Annotated in this window: 19 protein-coding genes; 8 read left to right on the top strand and 11 right to left on the bottom strand. The window is 71.2% G+C overall.

Going from position 1 to position 19,856, the window contains the following annotated elements:
* Nucleotides 1-7: 7 nt before the first annotated feature.
* The 3 genes from ACK8N7_RS29950 to ACK8N7_RS29940 are packed head-to-tail and all read right to left on the bottom strand — an operon-like array spanning nt 8 to nt 3,078.
* Nucleotides 8-1,555, bottom strand: a complete 1,548-nt coding sequence (locus ACK8N7_RS29950) for a tripartite tricarboxylate transporter permease (protein WP_403211803.1) — start codon at nt 1,553-1,555, stop codon at nt 8-10.
* A 3-nt stretch (nt 1,556-1,558) separates the two neighbouring features.
* Nucleotides 1,559-2,098, bottom strand: coding sequence for a tripartite tricarboxylate transporter TctB family protein (locus ACK8N7_RS29945; RefSeq protein WP_403211801.1), 540 nt, complete (start codon nt 2,096-2,098; stop codon nt 1,559-1,561).
* Entirely contained in the window at nt 2,095-3,078 is a 984-nt protein-coding gene (locus tag ACK8N7_RS29940; protein ID WP_403211799.1) for a Bug family tripartite tricarboxylate transporter substrate binding protein, read from the bottom strand. The genes ACK8N7_RS29945 and ACK8N7_RS29940 overlap by 4 nt, the downstream gene beginning before the upstream one ends.
* A 116-nt stretch (nt 3,079-3,194) precedes the next feature.
* Between ACK8N7_RS29940 and ACK8N7_RS29935 the strand changes: the two genes are divergently transcribed.
* On the top strand, nt 3,195-3,881 hold the full coding sequence (locus ACK8N7_RS29935) for a response regulator (RefSeq protein WP_403211797.1): 687 nt from the start codon (nt 3,195-3,197) through the stop codon (nt 3,879-3,881).
* A gap of 64 nt (nt 3,882-3,945) precedes the next feature.
* On the opposite strand, the gene ACK8N7_RS29930 is transcribed toward ACK8N7_RS29935, so the two are convergent.
* Nucleotides 3,946-4,287: a hypothetical protein gene (locus ACK8N7_RS29930; protein ID WP_403211795.1), complete on the bottom strand. Its 342-nt coding sequence runs from the start codon at nt 4,285-4,287 to the stop codon at nt 3,946-3,948.
* Between the two features lie 155 nt (nt 4,288-4,442).
* Between ACK8N7_RS29930 and ACK8N7_RS29925 the strand changes: the two genes are divergently transcribed.
* Entirely contained in the window at nt 4,443-4,931 is a 489-nt protein-coding gene (locus tag ACK8N7_RS29925; RefSeq protein ID WP_403212251.1) for a GNAT family N-acetyltransferase, read from the top strand.
* Between the two features lie 57 nt (nt 4,932-4,988).
* Here the strand turns inward: ACK8N7_RS29925 and ACK8N7_RS29920 are convergent, their stop codons facing one another.
* Nucleotides 4,989-5,630, bottom strand: a complete 642-nt coding sequence (locus tag ACK8N7_RS29920) for a hypothetical protein (RefSeq protein ID WP_403211793.1) — start codon at nt 5,628-5,630, stop codon at nt 4,989-4,991.
* Nucleotides 5,631-5,875: 245 nt separating this feature from the next.
* Between ACK8N7_RS29920 and ACK8N7_RS29915 the strand changes: the two genes are divergently transcribed.
* Entirely contained in the window at nt 5,876-6,091 is a 216-nt protein-coding gene (locus tag ACK8N7_RS29915) for a DUF6243 family protein (protein ID WP_403211791.1), read from the top strand.
* A 235-nt stretch (nt 6,092-6,326) separates the two neighbouring features.
* On the opposite strand, the gene ACK8N7_RS29910 is transcribed toward ACK8N7_RS29915, so the two are convergent.
* Nucleotides 6,327-6,911 (bottom strand): DinB family protein, encoded by a 585-nt coding sequence (locus tag ACK8N7_RS29910; RefSeq protein ID WP_500444562.1) that lies wholly within the window; start codon nt 6,909-6,911, stop codon nt 6,327-6,329.
* A 125-nt stretch (nt 6,912-7,036) separates the two neighbouring features.
* On the bottom strand, nt 7,037-7,414 hold the full coding sequence (locus tag ACK8N7_RS29905) for a hypothetical protein (RefSeq protein WP_500444561.1): 378 nt from the start codon (nt 7,412-7,414) through the stop codon (nt 7,037-7,039).
* A 419-nt stretch (nt 7,415-7,833) separates the two neighbouring features.
* On the opposite strand from ACK8N7_RS29905, the gene ACK8N7_RS29900 reads away from it, so the two are divergent.
* Nucleotides 7,834-8,898, top strand: a complete 1,065-nt coding sequence (locus ACK8N7_RS29900; protein WP_403211756.1) for a lytic polysaccharide monooxygenase auxiliary activity family 9 protein — start codon at nt 7,834-7,836, stop codon at nt 8,896-8,898.
* A gap of 96 nt (nt 8,899-8,994) precedes the next feature.
* On the opposite strand, the gene ACK8N7_RS29895 is transcribed toward ACK8N7_RS29900, so the two are convergent.
* The 3 genes from ACK8N7_RS29895 to ACK8N7_RS29885 all read right to left on the bottom strand — a co-directional run bounded on the left by ACK8N7_RS29895 (nt 8,995) and on the right by ACK8N7_RS29885 (nt 14,588).
* Nucleotides 8,995-9,888 carry an esterase/lipase family protein gene (locus ACK8N7_RS29895; RefSeq protein WP_500444560.1) on the bottom strand — a complete coding sequence of 298 codons (894 nt, stop codon included), beginning with the start codon at nt 9,886-9,888 and terminating at the stop codon, nt 8,995-8,997.
* A 177-nt stretch (nt 9,889-10,065) separates the two neighbouring features.
* Nucleotides 10,066-11,076, bottom strand: a complete 1,011-nt coding sequence (locus tag ACK8N7_RS29890) for a DNA polymerase Y family protein (RefSeq protein ID WP_500444559.1) — start codon at nt 11,074-11,076, stop codon at nt 10,066-10,068.
* Nucleotides 11,073-14,588, bottom strand: a complete 3,516-nt coding sequence (locus tag ACK8N7_RS29885) for a DNA polymerase III subunit alpha (protein ID WP_500444558.1) — start codon at nt 14,586-14,588, stop codon at nt 11,073-11,075. The genes ACK8N7_RS29890 and ACK8N7_RS29885 overlap by 4 nt, the downstream gene beginning before the upstream one ends.
* Before the next feature lie 182 nt (nt 14,589-14,770).
* Between ACK8N7_RS29885 and ACK8N7_RS29880 the strand changes: the two genes are divergently transcribed.
* From ACK8N7_RS29880 to ACK8N7_RS29870, 3 genes are all read left to right on the top strand, one after another.
* Complete coding sequence (locus tag ACK8N7_RS29880; RefSeq protein WP_403211748.1) at nt 14,771-15,835, top strand: DUF3533 domain-containing protein; 1,065 nt, start codon at nt 14,771-14,773, stop codon at nt 15,833-15,835.
* 237 nt (nt 15,836-16,072) lie between these two features.
* Nucleotides 16,073-16,576 (top strand): phospholipase, encoded by a 504-nt coding sequence (locus tag ACK8N7_RS29875; RefSeq protein ID WP_403211746.1) that lies wholly within the window; start codon nt 16,073-16,075, stop codon nt 16,574-16,576.
* Between the two features lie 125 nt (nt 16,577-16,701).
* Entirely contained in the window at nt 16,702-17,247 is a 546-nt protein-coding gene (locus ACK8N7_RS29870; RefSeq protein ID WP_500444557.1) for a hypothetical protein, read from the top strand.
* Between the two features lie 98 nt (nt 17,248-17,345).
* Here the strand turns inward: ACK8N7_RS29870 and ACK8N7_RS29865 are convergent, their stop codons facing one another.
* The gene (locus ACK8N7_RS29865) at nt 17,346-18,431 is read right to left on the bottom strand and encodes a S1 family peptidase (RefSeq protein WP_500444556.1); all 1,086 of its coding nucleotides are present in this window, start codon (nt 18,429-18,431) and stop codon (nt 17,346-17,348) included.
* A gap of 437 nt (nt 18,432-18,868) precedes the next feature.
* Here ACK8N7_RS29865 and ACK8N7_RS29860 point away from each other — a divergent pair, with 437 nt between their 5' ends.
* Nucleotides 18,869-19,777, top strand: coding sequence for an alpha/beta fold hydrolase (locus ACK8N7_RS29860; protein ID WP_403211740.1), 909 nt, complete (start codon nt 18,869-18,871; stop codon nt 19,775-19,777).
* Nucleotides 19,778-19,856 lie beyond the last annotated feature (79 nt).

Below are 19,856 nucleotides of genomic sequence, written 5' to 3'. Positions count from 1 at the left end.
GATAATCTCAGCCGCCACTGACAGTGCCGGATTCCCCGGCCTTCTTCTCCTCACCCTCCTCGTGCCCGCCGCGCCGTCGTACGGCGACCAGCCGGTGCACCAGCGGCCAGGCCACGATCAGCGCCACGATCGCGTAGACCGTGATGGAGAACGGGGTGTTGACCAGACCGGTCACACTGCCGTCGCTGATCTGGAGCGCGCGCCGCAGCTGCTGTTCGGCGGCCGGGCCGAGGATCACCCCGATGACCGCGGGGAGCACCGGCAGTCCGTAGCGCCGCATGCCGAGCCCGATGAGGCCGATGACGAGGAGGATCACCAGGTCCAGGGCCTCGCCGCCGACCGCGTACGCGCCGACGGCGGCGAAGAAGAGGATGCCCGCGTACAGATAGGGGCGCGGGATCCGCAGGAGCTTCGCCCAGACGGGGGCGAGCGGCAGGTTGAGGGTGAGCAGCAGCACCATGCCGACGAAGAGCGAGGCGATGAGGCCCCAGACCAGCTCGGGTTCACGTTCGAACAGCAGGGGCCCCGGCTGGATCCCGTACTGCTGGAAGGCGGCGAGCATCACGGCGGCGACCGCGGTGGTGGGCAGGCCCAGGGTGAGCATCGAGACGAGGGTTCCGGCGGCGGAGGCGGAGGCCGCCGACTCCGGTCCCGCGACGCCTTCGATGGCGCCCTTGCCGAACTGGCCGCGGTGCTTGGAGAGCCGCTTCTCGGTGACGTAACTGAGGAAGGTGGGGATCTCCGCGCCGCCCGCGGGTATCGCCCCGAACGGGAAGCCGATGAGCGGGCCGCGCAGCCAGGGCTTCCAGGTGCGGCGGAGGTCGGCCCGGCCGAGCCAGGGGCGGCCGACGGGGATCGGCTCGCCGGTGGAACGGCGCAGGTGGGCGGCGACCCAGAGGGCCTCGCCGATCGCGAAGAGGCCGACCGCGACGATCACCACGTCGACCCCGTCGGCCAGTTGGAGCGAGCCGAAGGTGAGGCGCTGCTGCCCGGTCATCTGGTCGAGGCCCACCAGTCCGATGGTGAGGCCGATGAGCAGCGAGGCGAGTCCCCGGATGCGGGAGGCGCCGAGGACGGAGGTGACGGCGATGAAGGCCAGCACCATGATCGCGAAGTAGTCGGGCGCGCCGATGCCGATGGCGAGGGAGGCGACCGTGGGGGCGAGGACGACCAGCAGGATCGTGCCGATCATGCCGCCCGCGAAGTGGCCGATCGCGGCGGCGGCCAGCGCCTGGGCGCCGCGTCCGGCCTTCGCCATCGGGTTGCCCTCGATCGCGGCGACCACGGCGGCGCTCTCGCCGGGGGTGTTGAGGAGGATCGAGGTGGTGGAGCCGCCGAACATCGCGCCGTAGTAGATGCCGGCGAACATGATGAAGGCGCCGGTCGGGTCGAGTCCGTACGTCACCGGGAGCAGCAGGGCCACGGCCATGGCCGGCCCGATGCCGGGCAGCACGCCGATCGCGGTGCCGAGCAGGACGCCGAGGGCGGCCCAGAGCAGGTTGGCCGGCGTGAGCGCCGTACCGAAGCCGTCGAGGAGGGAGTTGAGGGAGTCCATCGGTCAGATCACTCCCATCAGCGGGCCACCCGGAAGGGGGACGCCGAGCAGGTTGTCGAAGAGGAAGTAGGTGGCGAGGGAGAGGACGGCGGCGATGAGCGGATCGCGGTCGTGGTGGCGGCTGCCGAGCGCGTAGGCGGAGCCCCAGAAGAGGAGCGCCCCGGCGATCGGGAAGCCGAGCGGGCCGATCAGGACGGCGGCCGCGAGGAAGACACCGCTCAGCAGGAGGACGGTGCGCCAGTCGGCCGGTTCGTCGAGGTCGACGTCCTCGCCGCCCTCGGCCTCGCCGCGCCCGCCGCGCAGGACGTCGACGGCGAGGAGGACGGCGACCAGGAGGAGCGCCGAACCGACGGCGAAGGGGACCGTGCGGGGGCCGATGGGGCCGCGCTGGGCGATGTCGACGTTCATGGTGAGGGCGTCGGTGAGGACGAGGGTGCCGATGGCCAGCAGGAGGACGCAGACGCCGAGTTCGGAGTGGTCGCGCAGCCAGGAGCGGGTGGTGGTGTCGCTCTTCGGGGCGGGCCCTGTTGGTTCGGTGGTCACAGCCCCAGCTCCTTCAGCACGGTGGCGACGCGCCGGTCCTGCTCGGCGAGGAAGTCACCGAAGGGCTCACCGGCGAGGAAGGCGTCGTCCCAGCCGTTCTTCTTCATCGACTCCTTCCACTCCTTCGAGGCATGCAGCTTCCGGATCAGGCCGGTGAGCTTGGTGCGTTCGGCGTCGGAGAGGCCGGGCGGGGCGACGATGCCGCGCCAGTTGGTGAACTCGGTGTCGAGGCCCGCCTCGCGCAGGGTGGGCGCGTCCATGCCCGGCACCCGCTTCGGGCCGGTGACGGCGAGCAGCCGCAGCTCGCCCGCCTCGATCTGGTCGCGGTACTCGCCGAGGCCGGAGACGCCGAAGCCGACCTTGTTGCCGAGGACGGAGGCGAGCAGCTCTCCGCCGCCGTCGAACGGGATGTAGTTGACCGCCTTCGGTGCGATCCCGGCGGCCTGCGCCATGAGCATCGGGGCGAGGTGGTCCGGGCCGCCGGGCGAGGAGCCACCCCCGACCGGCACGGCGGCCGGATTCCTCTTCCAGGCGGTGAGCAGTTCACCGATGGTGCGGTACGGGGAGTTCTTGGCGACGACGACGATGTCCGGCTCCTCCGTGAGCCGGGCGATCGGGGTGGTGTCGGCGAGGGTGCTCGGGGACTTGTTGGTGTGGACGGCGCCGACGACGCCGAGGCCCATGGAGAGGGCGAGCTTGCCGTTGCCGTGTTCGCCGACCAGCCGGGTGAGGCCGACCGTGCCACCGGCCCCGGGCAGGTTGAACACCTCGATGTTGTGGGTGAGTCCGGCGTCCTCGGCGTTCTTGGCCATGGTGCGGGCGGTGATGTCGTAGCCGCCGCCGGGGGTGTTGGGGACCATGAAGCGGAGCCCGGGAATCTGGGTGCCGGTGTCGGAGCCGTCGCCGGTGGCGAGCAGGGGTGGCCCCACCAGCACCAGCAACGCGGCCCCGGCCAGGGCGAGGGGAGTGCGTAGTCGCACGGGTTCCGCCTTTCGCTGTGAAGTGGCCCACATGTTGCCCGCGCGTCAAGAACCTGTCTCTCTTCCGGAATCAACGGACGTTGTGGTCGTTGCGGTCGCGGCTTAGCGTGTGCGGCGTGACAACGGTGCTGGTGGTGGACGACGACTTCATGGTCGCGAAACTGCACAGCCGCTATGTGTCCGTAATGGACGGCTTTACCGTCGTCGGGGTGGCGCACAACGGCGCCGATGCCTTGCGGGCGGCCGAGCGGCTGCGCCCCGACCTGGTGCTGCTCGACATCTACCTGCCCGATATGGACGGGATCGACGTACTGCGGGCACTGCGCACGGCGGAGGAACAGGACGCCTCACGCTCCAGCACGGACGCCCTGTTCATCACGGCGGCCAGGGACGCCGGAGTGATCCGGGCCGCGCTGCGGGCAGGGGCCCTGCACTACCTCATCAAGCCGTTCAGCCGGTCCGCCCTCCAGGAGCAGCTGCGCCATGTGGCCGCGCTCCGCACCCGCCTGGACGAGCTGGGCGAGGCGCGCCAGGAGGACGTCGACCAGATCTTCGGCACCCGCCCGCCCGGCTCCCGCGAACTGCCCAAAGGCCTGGCGGTTCCCACGGCGGACCTGGTGGAACGCACCCTGCGTGCCCGCCCCGAAGGCCTGTCCGCCTCGGAGTGCGCCGAGGCGGGCGCGCTGTCCCGGGTGAGCGCGCGCCGCTACCTGGAGTACTTCGCCGGAACAGGCCGGGCCGAGGTGACCCTGCGCTACGGCGGCACGGGCCGCCCCGAACGCCGCTACCGCTGGATCGGCTGAGGCCCCGCCCCTGCCCTGCCGCCGCGCCATCGGCGTACGCCCGTCCGGTCCCGCACACCTGGCCTCACGGCGTGCCGCCGGCGCACCGCTCCTCCCACCGGCAGAGCCGCCGGTATGGCCAGACCCCGGTGGTGACCCCGTCGTCATCGATGCGCGTCCCTCCGGCGGCCTTGCGCCACGAGTGCACCGCCCCCGCCGTCACCGGCAGACAGACGAGCGCCGCCACCGACATCGGCAGTGCGGCATCACTGCCCGCCCCCATGTACAGAGCGGCCAGGGCGTAGGTCACCGCCCACCCTGCGGCGATCCACCGCCACAGTCTGCGCTGCCCGGGCAGCACGGCGTACTCCATCGGCAGGCTCTCGTCCTCCGCCGCCGCCTCGTGTTCACCCCAACGGTTCGTCATCTCCCGGCCCCGCCCCCGTAACGCCCTCGGCGTTCACCCTCTGCTGCCGAGTATCACGCACAGCACTGACAACGGCCGGGAAACCGGCTTGAGCCTCTGTCGACCGGCGGGGATGCTGACTGTCCGGAGGTACTGACCGGCCGGAGATGCTGAAGATGAAGAATGTCGTGCTGAAACTGTCGGCCCGCGATCTGGTGCACGCAGACCTGGCCTCGTGCGGGTGGGCAGGCTCTGACCACCACCTGGCCAACGTTGTCGGGCAGTTGGAACGTGCGCGGACCGGCGAGGTCGACTACCTGGCGATCTGCCCTGCGACGGACATCCCTGTGGCGAAGGGCGGCATCGACTACCAGGTCAAGGAGGGCGTCGGCATTCTGTGGCAGCTGGCGGTCCACCCCGCATTGCAGTCGTGCGGGATCGGTACGTTCCTTGTCGAAGCCGCAGAACGACGGATCAGAAGCCGCGGTCTGCACCAGGCCGAGCTGGCTGTGGAGGAGAGCAACCCCCGGGCGCGTGCGCTGTACGAACGGCTGGGCTATGCCGCGTACGACCGCCGGCCGGACTCGTGGGACGAACAAGCCCCTGATGGATCATTGCGCCGCTACGAAAGGATGTGCACGTTGATGCGGAAGGAACTCTCATAGCGCCCAGTGACAGCCCAGGGCCCCACCTTCCTGGCCGACGAAGCAAGGCTCGCCGCCCTAGGCCTGCGGCGGTAGGCCCGGCGAGGGAAGGTCGAGAACGCGGGCGAGGGCGGCTGTTACGGGAGCGGAGTGGCCGGGCAGCTGCCTGGCGGCCCAATCGGCCGCCAGCGCCAGGAAGCCGCCCAAGTCGCGCTCGACGCCGGTCAGCAGGTCGCGGAGTTCAGCGGTGGGCAGCTCGATCACCGGACTGGCGCTCTGCTCGGAGTCGACCGTGAGCCGGACGGTGTCGCCGAAGCGCTCCGCAACCGGTGACACGGGCTCGTGGCCGAAACCGAGGAGCCTGGCGTCGTCGGCGAACCGGTGCCAGTCGCGCCAGTCCTCCAGTCCGTCGCAGCAGCCGGGCAGGAAGGCGACACCTGTGGACGTGTCGCTGACCCGGAGGCCGCCGGCAGCGAAAGGGCTGTCGAAGGTGAGCAGCCCGTGAAGGAACGAGTCAAGTGCGGCGGCGGGGCGAGGCGGGCGGCCTCCGTCGGGGTCGATGTCATTGCAGCCGACGATGCACGCCACCGCTGTCCCGACCTCATCAGGCGAAAGCTCACCGCCGAGAGGCAAGAAGCCGAACGACTCGACCTCGGCGACGGGCCAGAGGTCGAAGCCGTCAGGTACGTATATCTCCAGGACGGGCTGCATCACGATCACCCGGCGAAGTGTTCCGCATCCCCCGCCGGCATGGCGCCCACCAGCAGGAAGGCCCGGCCGACGGCGGGGCGGCGAGAGGGTTGGTGTGCGGGGCCGACGGAACCGGGTAACGTCTTTGTCATATTCTTCCAGACGCCGATCTACGAGTGAGAGCGTGATGGGCCTCTGCTGACGTCCTTCGACGTCGCCGCCCGTCCCTCACCGATGAATCCGTAGATCACTTCACATCATTACCGGGAGAACCCGTGACCGTGAGCAAGAACATCAACAACCCCGTGGGCATGGGCGGCGGCCAGCGCAAGAAGCTGTCCCGCGCCGAGCGGCAGAACAACGGCCCCCACCGCAACCTCGACCGCCAGGGCGCGGCCGACCAGAAGGCGGAGCTGGTGCGCAAGATGCGCGAGAAGGCAAGCGGGGCCGAGGGCGCCGGGCAGACGGGCGACGACACCGCCCAGAGCTGACGCACCGCCGCCGCAGGGCGGCATCGCACGGACAGCGGGGCCCGGACCGTGATGCGCGGTCCGGGCCCCGCTGCCGTACCGGGCGCGGCCGGTCCCGCTCGGCTCTCGGCCGTGACTGGTCTTCGAACCGTGCAACGAGAGGGAGGGTCCGGCAGACAGCTGGGTCCGCTCGGTGTGTCCCCCTGCCACACCCAGGCGCCCGGTGACAGGCCTCGCCTCTCACCTCGGCGTCCTCTCAAGCCTCGATGGGTGCGGCCGACCTGGCGGCCTGCTCGATCTTCGCGCAGTGGGCCGCACGGGCTTCCTCGTCGATCTGCTTCTCGTGTTCGGCGCGCAACCCGGTCCGGCCGTCGAGGCCCTCGCGCGGGATATCGGCGTGCCCGGCATGCCGGATGGACTCGCCGAGGGCATGGACCATGATGGCGAACAGGTTCGTGTTGGGATAAGGCTCCGGCCACCACGGCACGTGGCCGGGGGCGTCGAGGGGAAGCTCGTTGATCGTCGCGTCCGAGTGTTCCCGCGTGCGCCGGTAGAAGCCGATGATCTGACCGCGAGTCTCGTCCTCGGCCGCCCACAGATCGCTGCCGTCGGAGTCCTGCCACCGGGGCAGCGGTTCCGGGGAAGGGCGGTCGAAGACCTCGCCGAAGTACCTGGCCTCGACGGTGGCCACGTGTTCGACCAGATCGAGGAGGTTGGTCCCGGTCGCCGTCAAAGGCCGGCGGGCGTCGTATTCGGACAGGCCGTCGAGTTTCCAGAGCAGTGCCTTGCGGTCCCGCCGCAGTCTCCCGTGCAGGTCGCCTTTCGCGAATTCATCGATCATGCGGAACGAGCCTGCCATGGGCTGCTCGTGGTCTCAAGATCCGGTATGTGGTCCGCAACGACCGGCAGAGTCGAGGCCTGTCCCGTAGCTGCGGGAGCGTGAGGACCTGCCCTCGCTGCGCGGCATCACAGGAAGAGAAGTTCGACGTCCTTCGCGATACAGAGACGCAGAACGACCGCCAGCTGTTGAGCCGCATCGATGTGTGTCCGAGGGAAGCCTGCCTCACTTCGCCAGTGGTCGGCGATCGCCTCGATCCGGGGCAGGAGCACGGCGCATTCGGTGGGAGAAAGCTCGCCTCCACCGTCATCGGGGCGATCGAGGAGTCGCTCCAGGGAGGCTGAGACATCACTCCAGGGCCGGTCTCCGCCGAAGCCCCACATCTCGCCGAGATCGAACCCCTCTGCGCGCGCCAGCTCCCGTCGGAACTCGGCGAAGCCGCTGTAGGACCAGCCGACATCCGGACTGCTCGTGTCTCCGTCCCCCGGGAACAGAATCAGCCCCATGTCGCTCTCCCCCAGATGGTCGAATACGCAAAGGACCAGCCGGAACCAGCAACGTCTGCAACCGAGATGATTCAGCGGGGGCTGGCTGTGATCACGGCGTCGGAGCCGTCTTGGACACTTCTGCTGCTGTCCGATGACGGTCGCGTGGACAGAGCTGATGAGCCCGAAGCCCTCGTGTCCCACTTGTGGCAGGAACATATGCGCGCACCGTTCACCAGCTGGCGCACCTCGTATCCGAAACAGGTCCACGACCCGCCAAATGAAACGACGGCTTAGCCGCACCTTAAAGCGACCATAAGGATTCCCTCCCCTGCGTCCCAGCAGGCGTTTTCGTCCTTTCGAGCGGCTAGCTTGCTGATCGCCGGGACGGATTCGGTCCAGGCGTCCCACCGTTGTGCCGCTCCGAAGGAGAACCCTCCATGACCGCTCGTCGCAAGGCCGCCGGGATCGTCGCCCTCGGCTTCGCACCGTTCGCGCTGGCCGGACTCGCCGCCACTCCGGCGCTCGCCCACGGTTCGCTGACCGACCCGGTGAGCCGGGTGTCCGCGTGCTTCGCGGAGGGGCCGGAGAGCCCGGTGTCGGCGGCGTGCAAGGCGGCGGTCGCGGCGGGTGGGACGCAGGCGCTGTACGACTGGAACGGGGTGAACATCGCCAACGCGGCGGGCAAGCACCGTGAGCTGATCCCGGACGGCAAGCTGTGCAGCGCGGCCAACGACAAGTTCAAGGGGCTCGACCTGCCGCGCGCCGACTGGCCGGCCTCCCCCGTGAAGGCGGGCAAGCACACCTTCGAGTTCCGTGCCACGGCCCCGCACAAGGGCTCCTTCGAGCTGTACCTCACCAAGGCCGGATACGACCCGACTAAGCCGCTGGCCTGGTCGGACCTGGAGGCGAAGCCCTTCGCCCAGGCCACCGACCCGGCGCTGGTGGACGGTTCGTATGTCTTCGACGGGACCATCCCGGACGGCGCGGGGCGGCAGCTGATCTACACGGTGTGGCAGCGCTCCGACTCCCCCGAGGCGTTCTACGCCTGCTCCGATGTGGTCTTCGGCGGCGGGTCGGCGGGGACCGGTGGCGCGGGCGGCGGTGGTCAGGAGGAGAAGCCCGCGGGTGAGGCGCCGAAGAACGAGGAAGGTGCTCCCGCGCCTGCCCCCTCCGCCCCCTCCGAGGACGCGATCACCGAGGGCGCCGAGAAGTCCTCCGTCGAGCACAACGGGCACGGCGACGACGACGCCGGCACGGGGGCCAAGGTCAACGCCGCCGCTCCCGCCGCCCCTGCCGCCGAGCCCGAGGCCGACGCGGAGCAGGGCAACGCGCCGCAGGCCAACGCCGCCGGTCAGGAGGATGTGCTCGCCGAGACCGGTGGTTCGAGCAGCAGCACCTATCTCGCGATGGGCGGGGCCGCCGCGCTCGCCGTCGGTGCGGCCGTGCTGTTCTCCTCGCAGCGCCGCCGGGCCACCGCCTCCGGTGGCCGGCACAGCCGATGAACCACGCGTAAGTGACGAACACGGGCCGAGGCCACCGTCCGCTCCACCGGACAGTGGCCTCGGCCCCGTCGTGCGTCGTGCGTCGTGCGTCGTGCGTCAGCCGATGACCGAGGAGCACGTGGTCGGCGTGGCGCGTGCCGGGTCCAGCGCGTTCGCCACCTCGTGGAAGGCGATCCGGTCGATGGTCCCGATCGCCACGTGCTCGGACAGGTCGAGCGGGCACAGGTCCTGGAGCAGGACGTTGCGTACGTTCGGTCCGTCCAGGTACTGCGTACGGTACGGGGTCACCACCTGGTCGTACTTGGTCGCGATGACGGTGTAGCGGACGCCGGGGACCGTGTCGCCGCCCGCGGTGAGCTTGGTGATGAAGGGGGATCCTGCGACCTGGTCGGCGAGGCCGGGGGTCTTGTCGCTGATGAACTTCTCGACGCCGGGGAAGTACGGCAGGAGCTTGGTGAGGCCGAGCAGCGTGGTGCCGTGGTTGTCCGGGGCGAGGCCGATGAGGGCGTTGACCTTGGGGGCGCCGCCCAGGAACTTCAGGTAGTAGTTCGGCATCATGCCGCCCTGGGAGTGGCCGACGATGTCGGCCTTCGGCGCTCCGGTGGAGGCGAGCACCTTGTCGACGAACACGTCGAGCTGTTCGGCGGACTTGTCGATGGGGCCGAGGCCGTGGAAGAAGGGCACGCCGGGGAGCTGGCCGTAGTCGAGGGAGAAGACGCAGTAGCCCCGGTTGACCAGGTAGGGGGCGAGGAACAGCCAGTTGTCGACCGAGTTCCCGAAGGTTCCGTGGACCAGGACGACGGGGCGGGGATGGGCGGCGGAGGGCTTGCAGGAGTAGTCGTTCCAGCCACGGGAGGTGGCCACCGCGGCGGAGGGGGCAGCCGCGGTCGCGGTCGCCGTGGGGGCGGCCAGGAGGGTGACGGCCAGGAGGAAGGCGGCGAATACGCTGCGCGTGCGTGGGGTGCGCGCAGCACGGAACCAGGGCAGCATCGTGTGGTCTCCTTGCGGCTCAAGGGAGGTGCGATGGCGGTGCGCCCTGTGGCCCGGACCACAAGCTTTGTGTGCTCATGCCAAATTACGCATGAGTAAGGTTGGGTGGGAAGTTACGCGTCGGTAAAAAATGACGCGGCCTCACCGTAGATCGAGTAGGCGCGTCAACCACGCCATTCAGGCCGCGAGTCCGGCCGGCTTCACCGCACCGGGTCCGAACCTCTCCCGCAGCCGGTCCGCCACCTCCTCGATCCGGCGCGACCGCTCGTCCGCCGGGTCGAAGGTGAGCTGGCGGGAGGCCCGGCCGGCGTCGGCCAGCCCCTCCGCGCGCAGCGCGATCCCCCGCACCCGGGCCCGCTGGAGCCCGAAGGACTCGTGGATCCGGTAGGCGAGCGCGGTGAGCGCGGCCGAGTGCGCGGTGGGCTCCCCCAGCATCCGGCTCCGGGTCAGCGTCGCGTAACCGGTCCGGTCCGCGTACCGCACCGAGACCGCGAGCGACCGGCACACCTGCCCCTCGCCCCGCAGCCGCGCCCCCAGCTCCTCGGTGAGCGAGAGGAGGGCGCGGCGGTGCTGCTCGGGGGCCAGTTCGTCGCGCGGGAAGGAGCGTTCGGCGGCGAGCGAGCGGGCGGCGGCGTTCGGGACGACCCGCGTACGGTCGATGCCCCGCGCCCGTTCCCACAGCTCACGCCCGGTCCGTACGCCGGTGATCCGCTGGAGGGTGGCCAGGGGTGCGCCGGCGATCCGGCCGACGGAGTCGAGCCCGTATCCGCACAGGGTGCGGGCCGTGGCGGCCCCGACGCCGTCCAGGGCGGCGGCCGGGAGCGGCGCGAGGAAGTCCGCCTCCTCGCCCCGGCCCACCACGAAGGTGGTCCCGGGCGCCGCCCGCCGGGCCGCCATCCGGGCCACCATGGGGTTGGCCCCCGCCCCGATCGCGCAGTCCACGCCGTGCAGGGCGAGCGCCCGGACCCGGATCACCGAGGCCAGGCCCTGCACGTCCCGCCCGAAGTAGCGCAGCGCGCCGCCCACATCGGCGAGCGCCCCGTCGGGCGGTGCGGCCTCGACGACCGGGGTGAACGCGCCGAGCAGGGCGAGCAGCCCGGTGTAGCCGGCGCTGTCGGGGGGTCCGCCGGCGGTCCTGCGGAACCGCAGGTACAGGACTCCTCCCGGGTCTCCGCTGCCGTCGCTCATCCCGCGCTCCCCGGTGACTGGTGCCACAACTTCCTTCCGGTGGGGGTCCCTTCGCCGGGTGGCTGAAGGTCGGCCCAGGGATTCATCTCGTAACCGGTCTCCATCCGTATACGACGTCCGGCGCCGGGCGTCTCCGCTTCGGCGCCCTCCCCCGGCTCCCCTTCGGCACCCTCCTCCGGTATCTCCTCCGCCAGCCGCGCCGCGACCGCGTCGAGCCCTCCGGTCCGCCGCAGTTCGGCCAGTTCGGCCAGGTTCCAGGCGGCCGCGCCCACCACGCTCAGGCTGCGCGCGCCGCGCCGCTGCACCACCCCGCGCACCAGCAGCAGCCAGGAGTGGAAGACGGTGTGCGCGCAGGCGGCGTGGCTGTCCTCGAAGAACGCCAGGTCGGCCAGGCCGCTGCCGTCGTCCAGGGTGGTGAAGACGACCCGGCGGCCGGAGCGGATCGGCGGCGTCTGGGTGGCCACCTTGGCCCCGGCGACCAGCACGGTCTCGCCGTGCCGGGCCTCACGCAGCCGCTTGGCGGAGACCACGCCCAGCTCATCCAGGAAGGCCTGGTGATCCCCCATCAGGTGGCGGGAGACATCCATGCTCAGCACCCCCAGCTCGGCGCTCAGCCGCTCCGCCTCGTTGAGGTCGGGCAGCCCGACGGAGGCCGTGCGGTGTCCGTCGCCCAGCGGGAGCTGCGCTCCCCGGGCGCCGGAGCCGGAGCTCCGGTGGGCGCGGTGGAGTTCGGAGAGGTGCAGCAGCAGATCGCGGCGGTTGGCACCGAAGGCGTCCAACGCGCCTACCTGCGCGAGCCGTTCAGCGACCGGGCGGCCCGGGCGGGCTCGCTGCCAGAAGTCCAGCAGCGAGGTGTACGGCTGCCCCTCCTCGATCCGGGCGGCCTCGGCCTCGCCGATGCCGTGGACGTCCGAGAGTGCGAGACGCAGCCCCCAGGCCCCCGCGCCCTCCCCTTTCCCATCATCAGACACCAGTTCGATTCGGTGAGCGACCGCCGACCGGTTCACATCCAGCGGCAGCACCGGCACCCCGCGCCGCCGGGCGTCCGCGAGCAGCAGCCGCTTCGGGTACATCCCGGGGTCGTGCGTGAGCAGACCGGCGTAGAAGGCGGCCGGGTGGTGCGCCTTGAGCCAGGCCGACTGGTACGTCGGTACGGCGAACGCGACGGCGTGCGCCTTGCAGAAGCCGTAGCTGCCGAACGCCTCGATGATCTTCCAGGTGCGGGCGATCACCTCGATGTCGTACCCCCTGGCCGCCGCGCGCCGCGCGAACCAGACCTTGATCAGCCCCTGCGAATCGGGGTGGGAGAGCCCGCGCCGCACCCGGTCGGCCTCGCCCCGGCCGCAGCCGGTCATGATGGCGACCATCTCGATGATCTGCTCGTGGAAGACGACCACGCCGTAGGTGCCGCTCAGCGGTCCTTCCAGGTCGGGGTGGGGGTAGCGGACCGGCGCGCGGCCGTGCCGGGCCTCGATGAACGGCCGCACCATGTCGGCGGCGACCGGCCCCGGCCGGAACAGCGAGATGTCGACGACCAGGTCGTGGAAGGTGGCGGGCTGGAGCCTGCCGACCAGGTCGCGCTGGCCGGGCGACTCGATCTGGAAGCAGCCCAGCGTCTCGGCGGTCCTGATCAGGCGGTACGTCTCCGGGTCGTCCGGCGGTACGGCGTCCAGGTCGACGTCCGCGCCCGAGGCACGTTTCACCTCGGCGACGGCGTGCGCCATCGCCGACTGCATCCGTACGCCCAGCACATCGAGTTTGAGCAGCCCGAGGTCCTCCACGTCCTCCTTGTCGAACTGCGCCATCGGGAAGCCCTCGCCGCTGGTGGGCATCACCGGCGTACGGTCCATCAGCCCGGCATCCGAGAGCAGCACCCCGCACGGGTGCATGGCGACACCGCGCGGCAGCGCGTCCAGCCCCTCCACCAGCTCCCAGAGCCGCCCGTACCTGTCCTGGTTCCGCGCGACCTCCTTCAGCTCGGGCAGCTCCTCCATCGCGGCGCGCGCGTCGCGGGCCCGGATGTGCGGGAACGCCTTGGCGAGCCGGTCGGTCTCGGCCGGGTCCATCGAGAGCGCGGCCCCGACGTCCCGGATGGCGTGGCGCACCCGGTAGGTCTCGGGCATGGCGACGGTGGCGACACGTTCGGGTCCGAAGCGTTCGATGATCCGGCGGTAGACGTCGAGCCGGCGGGCCGATTCGACGTCGATGTCGATGTCGGGCAGCACGAAGCGGCGCTTCGACAGGAAGCGCTCCATGAGCAGCCCGTGCTCGACGGGGTCGGCGTGGGCGATGCCGAGGAGGTGGTTGACCAGGGAGCCGGCCCCCGAGCCGCGCGCGGCGACCCGAATGCCCATCTCCCTTACGTCGTCGACCACCTGAGCCACCGTCAGGAAGTACGAGGCGAAGTTGTGGTGGGCGATGATGTCCAGCTCCCGGTGCATCCGTTCCCAGTAGACGGGGTTACGGTCGTGGCCGCGCAGCACCATCCCGGCGGCGGCCCGGGAGGCGAGCACCCGCTGGGCGGTACGCCGGCCGGCGCCGACCAGGTGCGGCTCGGGGAAGTGGACGCCGCCCAGGCCGAGGTCGGCGGCGGGGTCGACCCGGCAGGCCTCGGCGGTGTGCCGGGTCTCCGCCAGCAGCCGGGCCGCGGCGCCCTGCCCGAGACCGGCGGCGGAGGCGATCCGTTCCGCGGCCTCCCGCATCGCGTCCTCGTCCTTGAGCCAGCGCTCACCGCTGTCCAGGGGCGAGCGGCGCGGGTCGACGGGGACGAGCCTGCGGGCGGAGTCGAGCACGTCGGCGATCGGGCCCCGGCCCGGGTCCGCGTACCGGACGGCGTTGGTCAGCACGGCCCGTACGCCCTGTCCGGCGGCGAAGCCGAGGGTACGGGCGGCCAGCCGCAGCGATCCGGGACCGGTGCCCGCGCGGCCGTGGTGGACGGCTTCGAGGCACAGGTCGTCGCCGTACATCTCCCGCCAGGGCGCGAGCAGCGCGGCGGCCCGGTCGGGGCGCCCGGCGGCGAGCGCCCGGCCCACCTCGGATGCGGGCCCGAGCAGCACGGTCAGCCCGTCGGCGGGCAGCGCGGCCCGGCCGACCAGGGGCGGCCCGGACCCTTCAATCGGGCCGATGGCGCCACGGGCATGGGCGGCGGTGACGAGTCGGCACAGCTCGGCCCAGCCGCGTGCGCCGTCCCGGGCCAGGAAGGTGACCCGGGGCGCGGATTCATCGACAAAGGCGCCGCCCCGCGCGGGAGTGCGCGGGCGCACGACAGCCCGGCTCGCTCCCTCCGCGTACGAGGTCACCGCGAGGTCCACCCCGAAGAGCGGCCGGACCTCGACCCCCTCCTCCTGGCAGGCCTTGGCGAAGCGGACCGCTCCCGCGAGGGTGTCGCGGTCGGTCAGCGCGAGGGCGTCCATGCCCCGCCCGGCGGCCCGCTCGGCGAGCCGCTCGGGGTGCGAGGCCCCGTACCGCAGGGAGAACCCCGAAGCGGTATGGAGATGCGTGAAACCGGACATCCGCACCTCCTGAACCGTTCCGACCGTTCCGTCACTCACCACCCCCGCTCTCCACCATAGACCAATCTTCGAACACTCGTACGATATGCAGTGTGCGGAGCACCACGCCCGCCGCGCTCACCCCCTACGCCGTTCGGCCCGCCCCGCCTGCGCGAACACCGCCCTGCCCGGACGGTGGGGGCATGACTTTCGTCGATGAGCTGAAGAACGCCGTCACTCCACGGGCCGCCCTGCTCGTCATCGGCGTACTCGGACTGCAACTGCTGTTCATCGCGTCCTACGTCGGGGCGCTGCACAAGCCGAAGCCGACGGATGTCGCTTTCGGGGTGGTGGCCCCGCAGCAGATGTCCCGGCAGCTCGTCACCCAGCTCGACGGGCTCCCCGGCGGACCGCTGGACCCCCGCGCGGTGAGCAGCGCGGCCGAGGCGCGTGAGCAGATCATGAACCGCGACATCGACGGGGCCCTGATCGTCTCGCCGGAAGGCCGCACCGACACCCTGCTGGTCGCCTCCGGCGGGGGGACCGTCCTGTCCAGCGCGCTGGAGCAGATCCTCACCCAGGTCGAGGGCTCCCAGCAGCGAGCGGTACGGACCGTGGACGTGGCACCGGCCTCCCCCGACGACTTCGACGGACTCTCGTCCTTCTACCTGGTGGTCGGCTGGTGCGTGGGCGGCTACCTCTGCGCCTCGATCCTGGCGATCAGCGCCGGCACCAAGCCCGCCAACCGTCAGCGTGCGGTGATCCGGACCGGGGTGATGGCGCTGTACGCGATCGCGGGCGGCATCGGCGGCGCGATCATCATCGGCCCGATCCTCGGCGCCCTGCCGGGCAGCGTCTGGGGCCTGGCCGGCCTCGGGGCCCTGGTCGTCTTCTCGGTCGGCATGATCACGCTCGCCCTGGAGGCCCTCACCGGCATCGTCGGCATCGGCCTGGCCGTGCTGATCATCGTCATCGCGGGCAACCCGAGCGCGGGCGGCGCCTTCCCGCTGCCGATGCTCCCGGACTTCTGGCGGGCGATCGGCCCGGCCCTCCCCCCGGGGGCGGGCACCTGGGTGGCCCGCTCGATCGCCTACTTCCGGGGCAACGCGGTCACCGGCCCGCTGCTGGTGCTCTCCGCCTGGGCGGTCGTGGGCACGGCACTGACCCTGCTGCTGTCGATGCGGCACCGGCCGGGAGCGGACCGGACGGACACCTCGGGCCCGGCCGCCGCCCCGGCACCGGGCACCGGCGGGTCAACCGCGGCCTGAAGACCCTCTCCCCCATTCCCCCATTCCCCCTCTCCCCTTCGCCCCTTTTCTCCGTGATGATCCGTCCGCGGGGCCGCCCTGATGGCGGCCCCGTCTGACGTTCACCCCAATTCTTGATGTCCGGTCGGCGAGACGGCTAGGCATGGCAGGTCCATGACGACATTCTGGAGCGGCCTCGTACCACCCAGACGAGGAGCACGGCCAGGACAACTCCTTTCACCCCCACGGAGGTCGCTCATGCGTCGCCGATCCATGGCTCCGCTCGCCGCAGTCGCAGTCGCCCTGTCGCTCCCGCTCACCCTGATCACCGCCGCTTCCGCCTCGGCCGCCCCGTCCGACAAGCCCCAGGTGCTCAGCTCCTGGACCCAGACGAGCGCCTCCAGCTACAACGCCTGGAACGCCGCCCGCAACAACCAGGGCGCCTGGTCCGCGTACGGCTTCGACTGGTCGACGGACTACTGCAGCAGCTCCCCCGACAACCCGTTCGGCTTCCCCTTCCAGACCGCCTGCGCCCGCCACGACTTCGGCTACCGGAACCACAAGGCCGCCGGCACGTTCTCCGCCAACAAGGCCCGCGTCGACTCCGCCTTCTACGAGGACCTCAAGCGGGTGTGCGCCGCCTACTCCGGCGCGAAGCGGACGTCGTGCAACAGCACGGCCTGGACCTACTACCACGCCGTGGACATCTTCGGCATCGCCCCGGCCAAGGCTGACTCCGGCCGCCTGACCCAGGCAGCCTGACCGCCACCGCCCCTTCGGGCCCGGGCCGCACAGCGCGGTCCGGGCCCCCTTGACGGCCCGCCCCCGGGGGTCCGAGTGTGTTCGTTCACCGAGGAGTTGGTCCGGGTCGTACGACAGGGGGAGAGATGAACACGGGGACCGTGGCGTTACTGGTGGCCGTGGTGGGGGTGGCGGGCACCCTGCTGGCGCCGGTCACCACCGCGTGGGTGAGCTCGCGCTCCCGCCGCCAGGAGTTCGAGCTCCAGCAGCGCTCCGAGCTCACCAAACGGCACATGGACGACGATCAGGCGAACCTGGAACGCCTGCGCGACACCTACGTCGCCCTGAACTCCGGTGCCCGGCGGTATCGGTTCCGGATGATGGAAGACCTCTACGCCGTCCGTTCCGGGACGGCCCCGGACCCCGCGACGGAGGTCGCCTGCGTCGAGTTCCAGGACACCTACGCCAAGGCTCAGATGCTCGTCCCCGACGACGTCCTGCGGCGGTGCCAAACGGTACGGGTGGCACTGGCGGACGCCAGAAAGCTCCTGATTCCGCTGGCCGGGGACGCCGGGCACGATCAACAGAAGTGGCAGGAGGCCCATACGTTCCTGATGGAGATGTGGGAGGCGATCCTGGCGATGCAGCGCACCATGCGTCAGGACCTCGGCATCTCCACGACGGAGTCGTGAGGCACGACGACGGAGTCGTGGGAGGGGCCGCGGCCCGGACGGGAAAGGCCCCCGGCGGACCGGGGGCCTTTCCTGCTGCCGTGTGACGCGGTGTTACGTCAGCCGATCTCGGCCCCGTAGGCGGCGAGCGCCTCGGGAACCGGCTGGAAGAACGTCGTGCCGCCCGAGGAGCAGTCGCCGCTGCCGCCCGAGGTCAGGCCGAGCGCGGTGTCGCCCGCGAAGAGGGCGCCGCCGCTGTCGCCCGGTTCGGCGCAGACCGTCGTCTGGATGAGGCCGTTGACGATGTCGCCGTTGCCGTAGTTGACCGTGGCGTTCAGCGCGGTGACCTCACCGTCGTGCACCTGGGTGGTGGATCCGCTGCGGGTGACCGCCTGGCCGACCGTCGCGTCGCCCGCCTGGGTGATCGCCTGCGTGGAGCCGTTGTAGAGGTTGACCTCGCTCGGGTGCGCGATGTCCGAGGTGTACTTGACCAGTCCGTAGTCGTTCTCGGGGAAGCTGGAGCCCTCGTTCGCCCCGATCTCCGAGCCGCCCTGGGTGTCCGACCAGCTGGTGACCGACTCGGTGCAGTGGCCGGCGGTCAGGAAGTACGGCTCGCCGTCCTTGACCACGTTGAAGCCGAGCGAGCAGCGGGAGCCGGAGCCCCAGATCGCGTCGCCGCCCGCGATCAGCGGCTTGAACTCGCCCGCGGTCTTGTTCAGTTCGGCCTTGCCGCCGAGACCCTCGACCACGGCCGAGAGCTTCTTCCAGGCCGCGCCGTCGACCGTGCTGTCGGCGGTGACGAGGACCTTGTTGCTCACCGGGTCGACGGCCCAGGAGGTGCCCGGGATCGTCGCCTTGTCGGTGAGGGTCTGCCGGGCCGACTTCAGCTCGGCGAGGGAGTGCTCCACGACTCTGGCCTTGCCGCCCGCCTGGCGGACCTGCTCGGCGGCGGTCCCGTCGACGACGTTCACGACGAGGGCCTTCGTCTTCGTGTCGTAGTACGAGCCGGCCGCGTCCGCGCCCAGGTCCCGGTCGAGCGTGGTGGCCAGCTTTCCGGCCGCGTCCGCGCTGAGCGTCTTGACCGTGAACTGCGGCACTTCATCGCTGGCGTTCGCAGTCTGGAACGTGAATCCCGCTACGACCAGGGCGACGACGGCCGACCCGGCCACCGTCGCGCGCTTCCTGGATATGCGTCGATGCTTCAACTTCGACCTCCTGTGGGGCCGTGCACGGAGCAAGTGGGGTGCCCGTACACGGAGGATGGGGCGCCCACTATTCCGAGGCGGTGAAGCGCACACAAGGTCGACTTCCAGACGTGCACACGACACCGATGCTTCACACGCGCCACGTTCACTTACCCACGGTCATGCCATGTCGGTTCCGTTCGCGAACACCCGGTGCAACTGGTGGCGGCCCCTGGGTGAGGACTAGTCCTGTCCGGTATTCGCCCCTGCGGGTCCGGATGTTGTACGTACCCGTCCGGATGGAGACGGAAATCGTCCGCCGCGAACACCTCGGGACCTTCACAGTTCCTGCCGACGAACAGTCGACCAAGAGTCGACAAGGAGTCCCGGTAACTCACCTGATGGGTCATCATCGAGAAGGCAGCACACGCCGGGGGGACCGAGCTGAGGAGGCGCTGGTGCGCAATCGGGTGCGCGCGGCGGACGGACGGCATCTGACGGTGGAGCGGCTGGGGGATCCCCGGGGCAGACCGGTGTTCCTGCTCCACGGGACGCCGGGCAGCCGGCTCGGGCCCGCGCCCCGCGGCATGGTCCTCTATCAGCGCCGTACGCAGCTGATCACCTACGACCGCCCGGGGTACGGCGGCAGCGACCGGCAGGAGGGCCGCCGGGTCAGCGATGTCGTCGAGGACGTCCGGGCGATCGCCGACTCGCTGGGGCTGGAGCGGTTCGCCGTCGTGGGCCGGTCCGGCGGGGCCCCGCACGCGCTGGCATGCGCGGCGCTGCTGCCCGAGCGGGTGACCCGTACCGCCGCCCTCGTCACGCTGGCTCCCTGGGGTGCGGCCGGTCTCGACTGGTTCGACGGGATGGCCGCGTCCAATGTGCTCGCGTACTCCACGGCCGCCGCCGATCCGGACTCCCTCGCGGAGTCCTTCATCGTCCGCTCGGCGCAGATCCGGCGGGACCCGGTCCGGCTCCTGGACGATCTGCGCCGGGAGCTGACCGACTCCGACCGGATGGTGGTCAACGACGCGGGGATCCGGTCCATGCTGCTGCGCAACTACAGCGAGGGGCTGCGCACTTCGGCGTACGGCTGGATCGACGACGCCATCGCGTTCTGCAGCCCCTGGGGGTTCGACCCGGCCGACATCACCGGCCGGGTGCTGCTCTGGCACGGGGTGAAGGACGTCTTCTCGCCCGTGGGCCACTCCCGCTGGCTGGCCGGGCAGATCCCGGGCGCCACCGCCGTACTGGAACCGGCGGCGGCGCACTTCGACGCGCTCTCCGTACTCCCCGGCATCCTCAACTGGCTGCTGGACGAGCGGGAGCCCCCGGGCGAACCGCTGCCCGCCCCGGCACCGGGATGACCGGCCCGGCCGGGGCGACCGAGCCGGCCGGGGCCACCGGGCCGACCGAACCCACCGGGGCCCGCCGTGACCGGCCCGG

This window comes from Streptomyces griseobrunneus (assembly GCF_046713465.1).
Classification (GTDB): domain Bacteria; phylum Actinomycetota; class Actinomycetes; order Streptomycetales; family Streptomycetaceae; genus Streptomyces; species Streptomyces microflavus.
The sequence above is the reverse complement of the archived record's forward strand: the minus strand, read 5'-3'. Positions and strand labels throughout refer to the sequence as shown.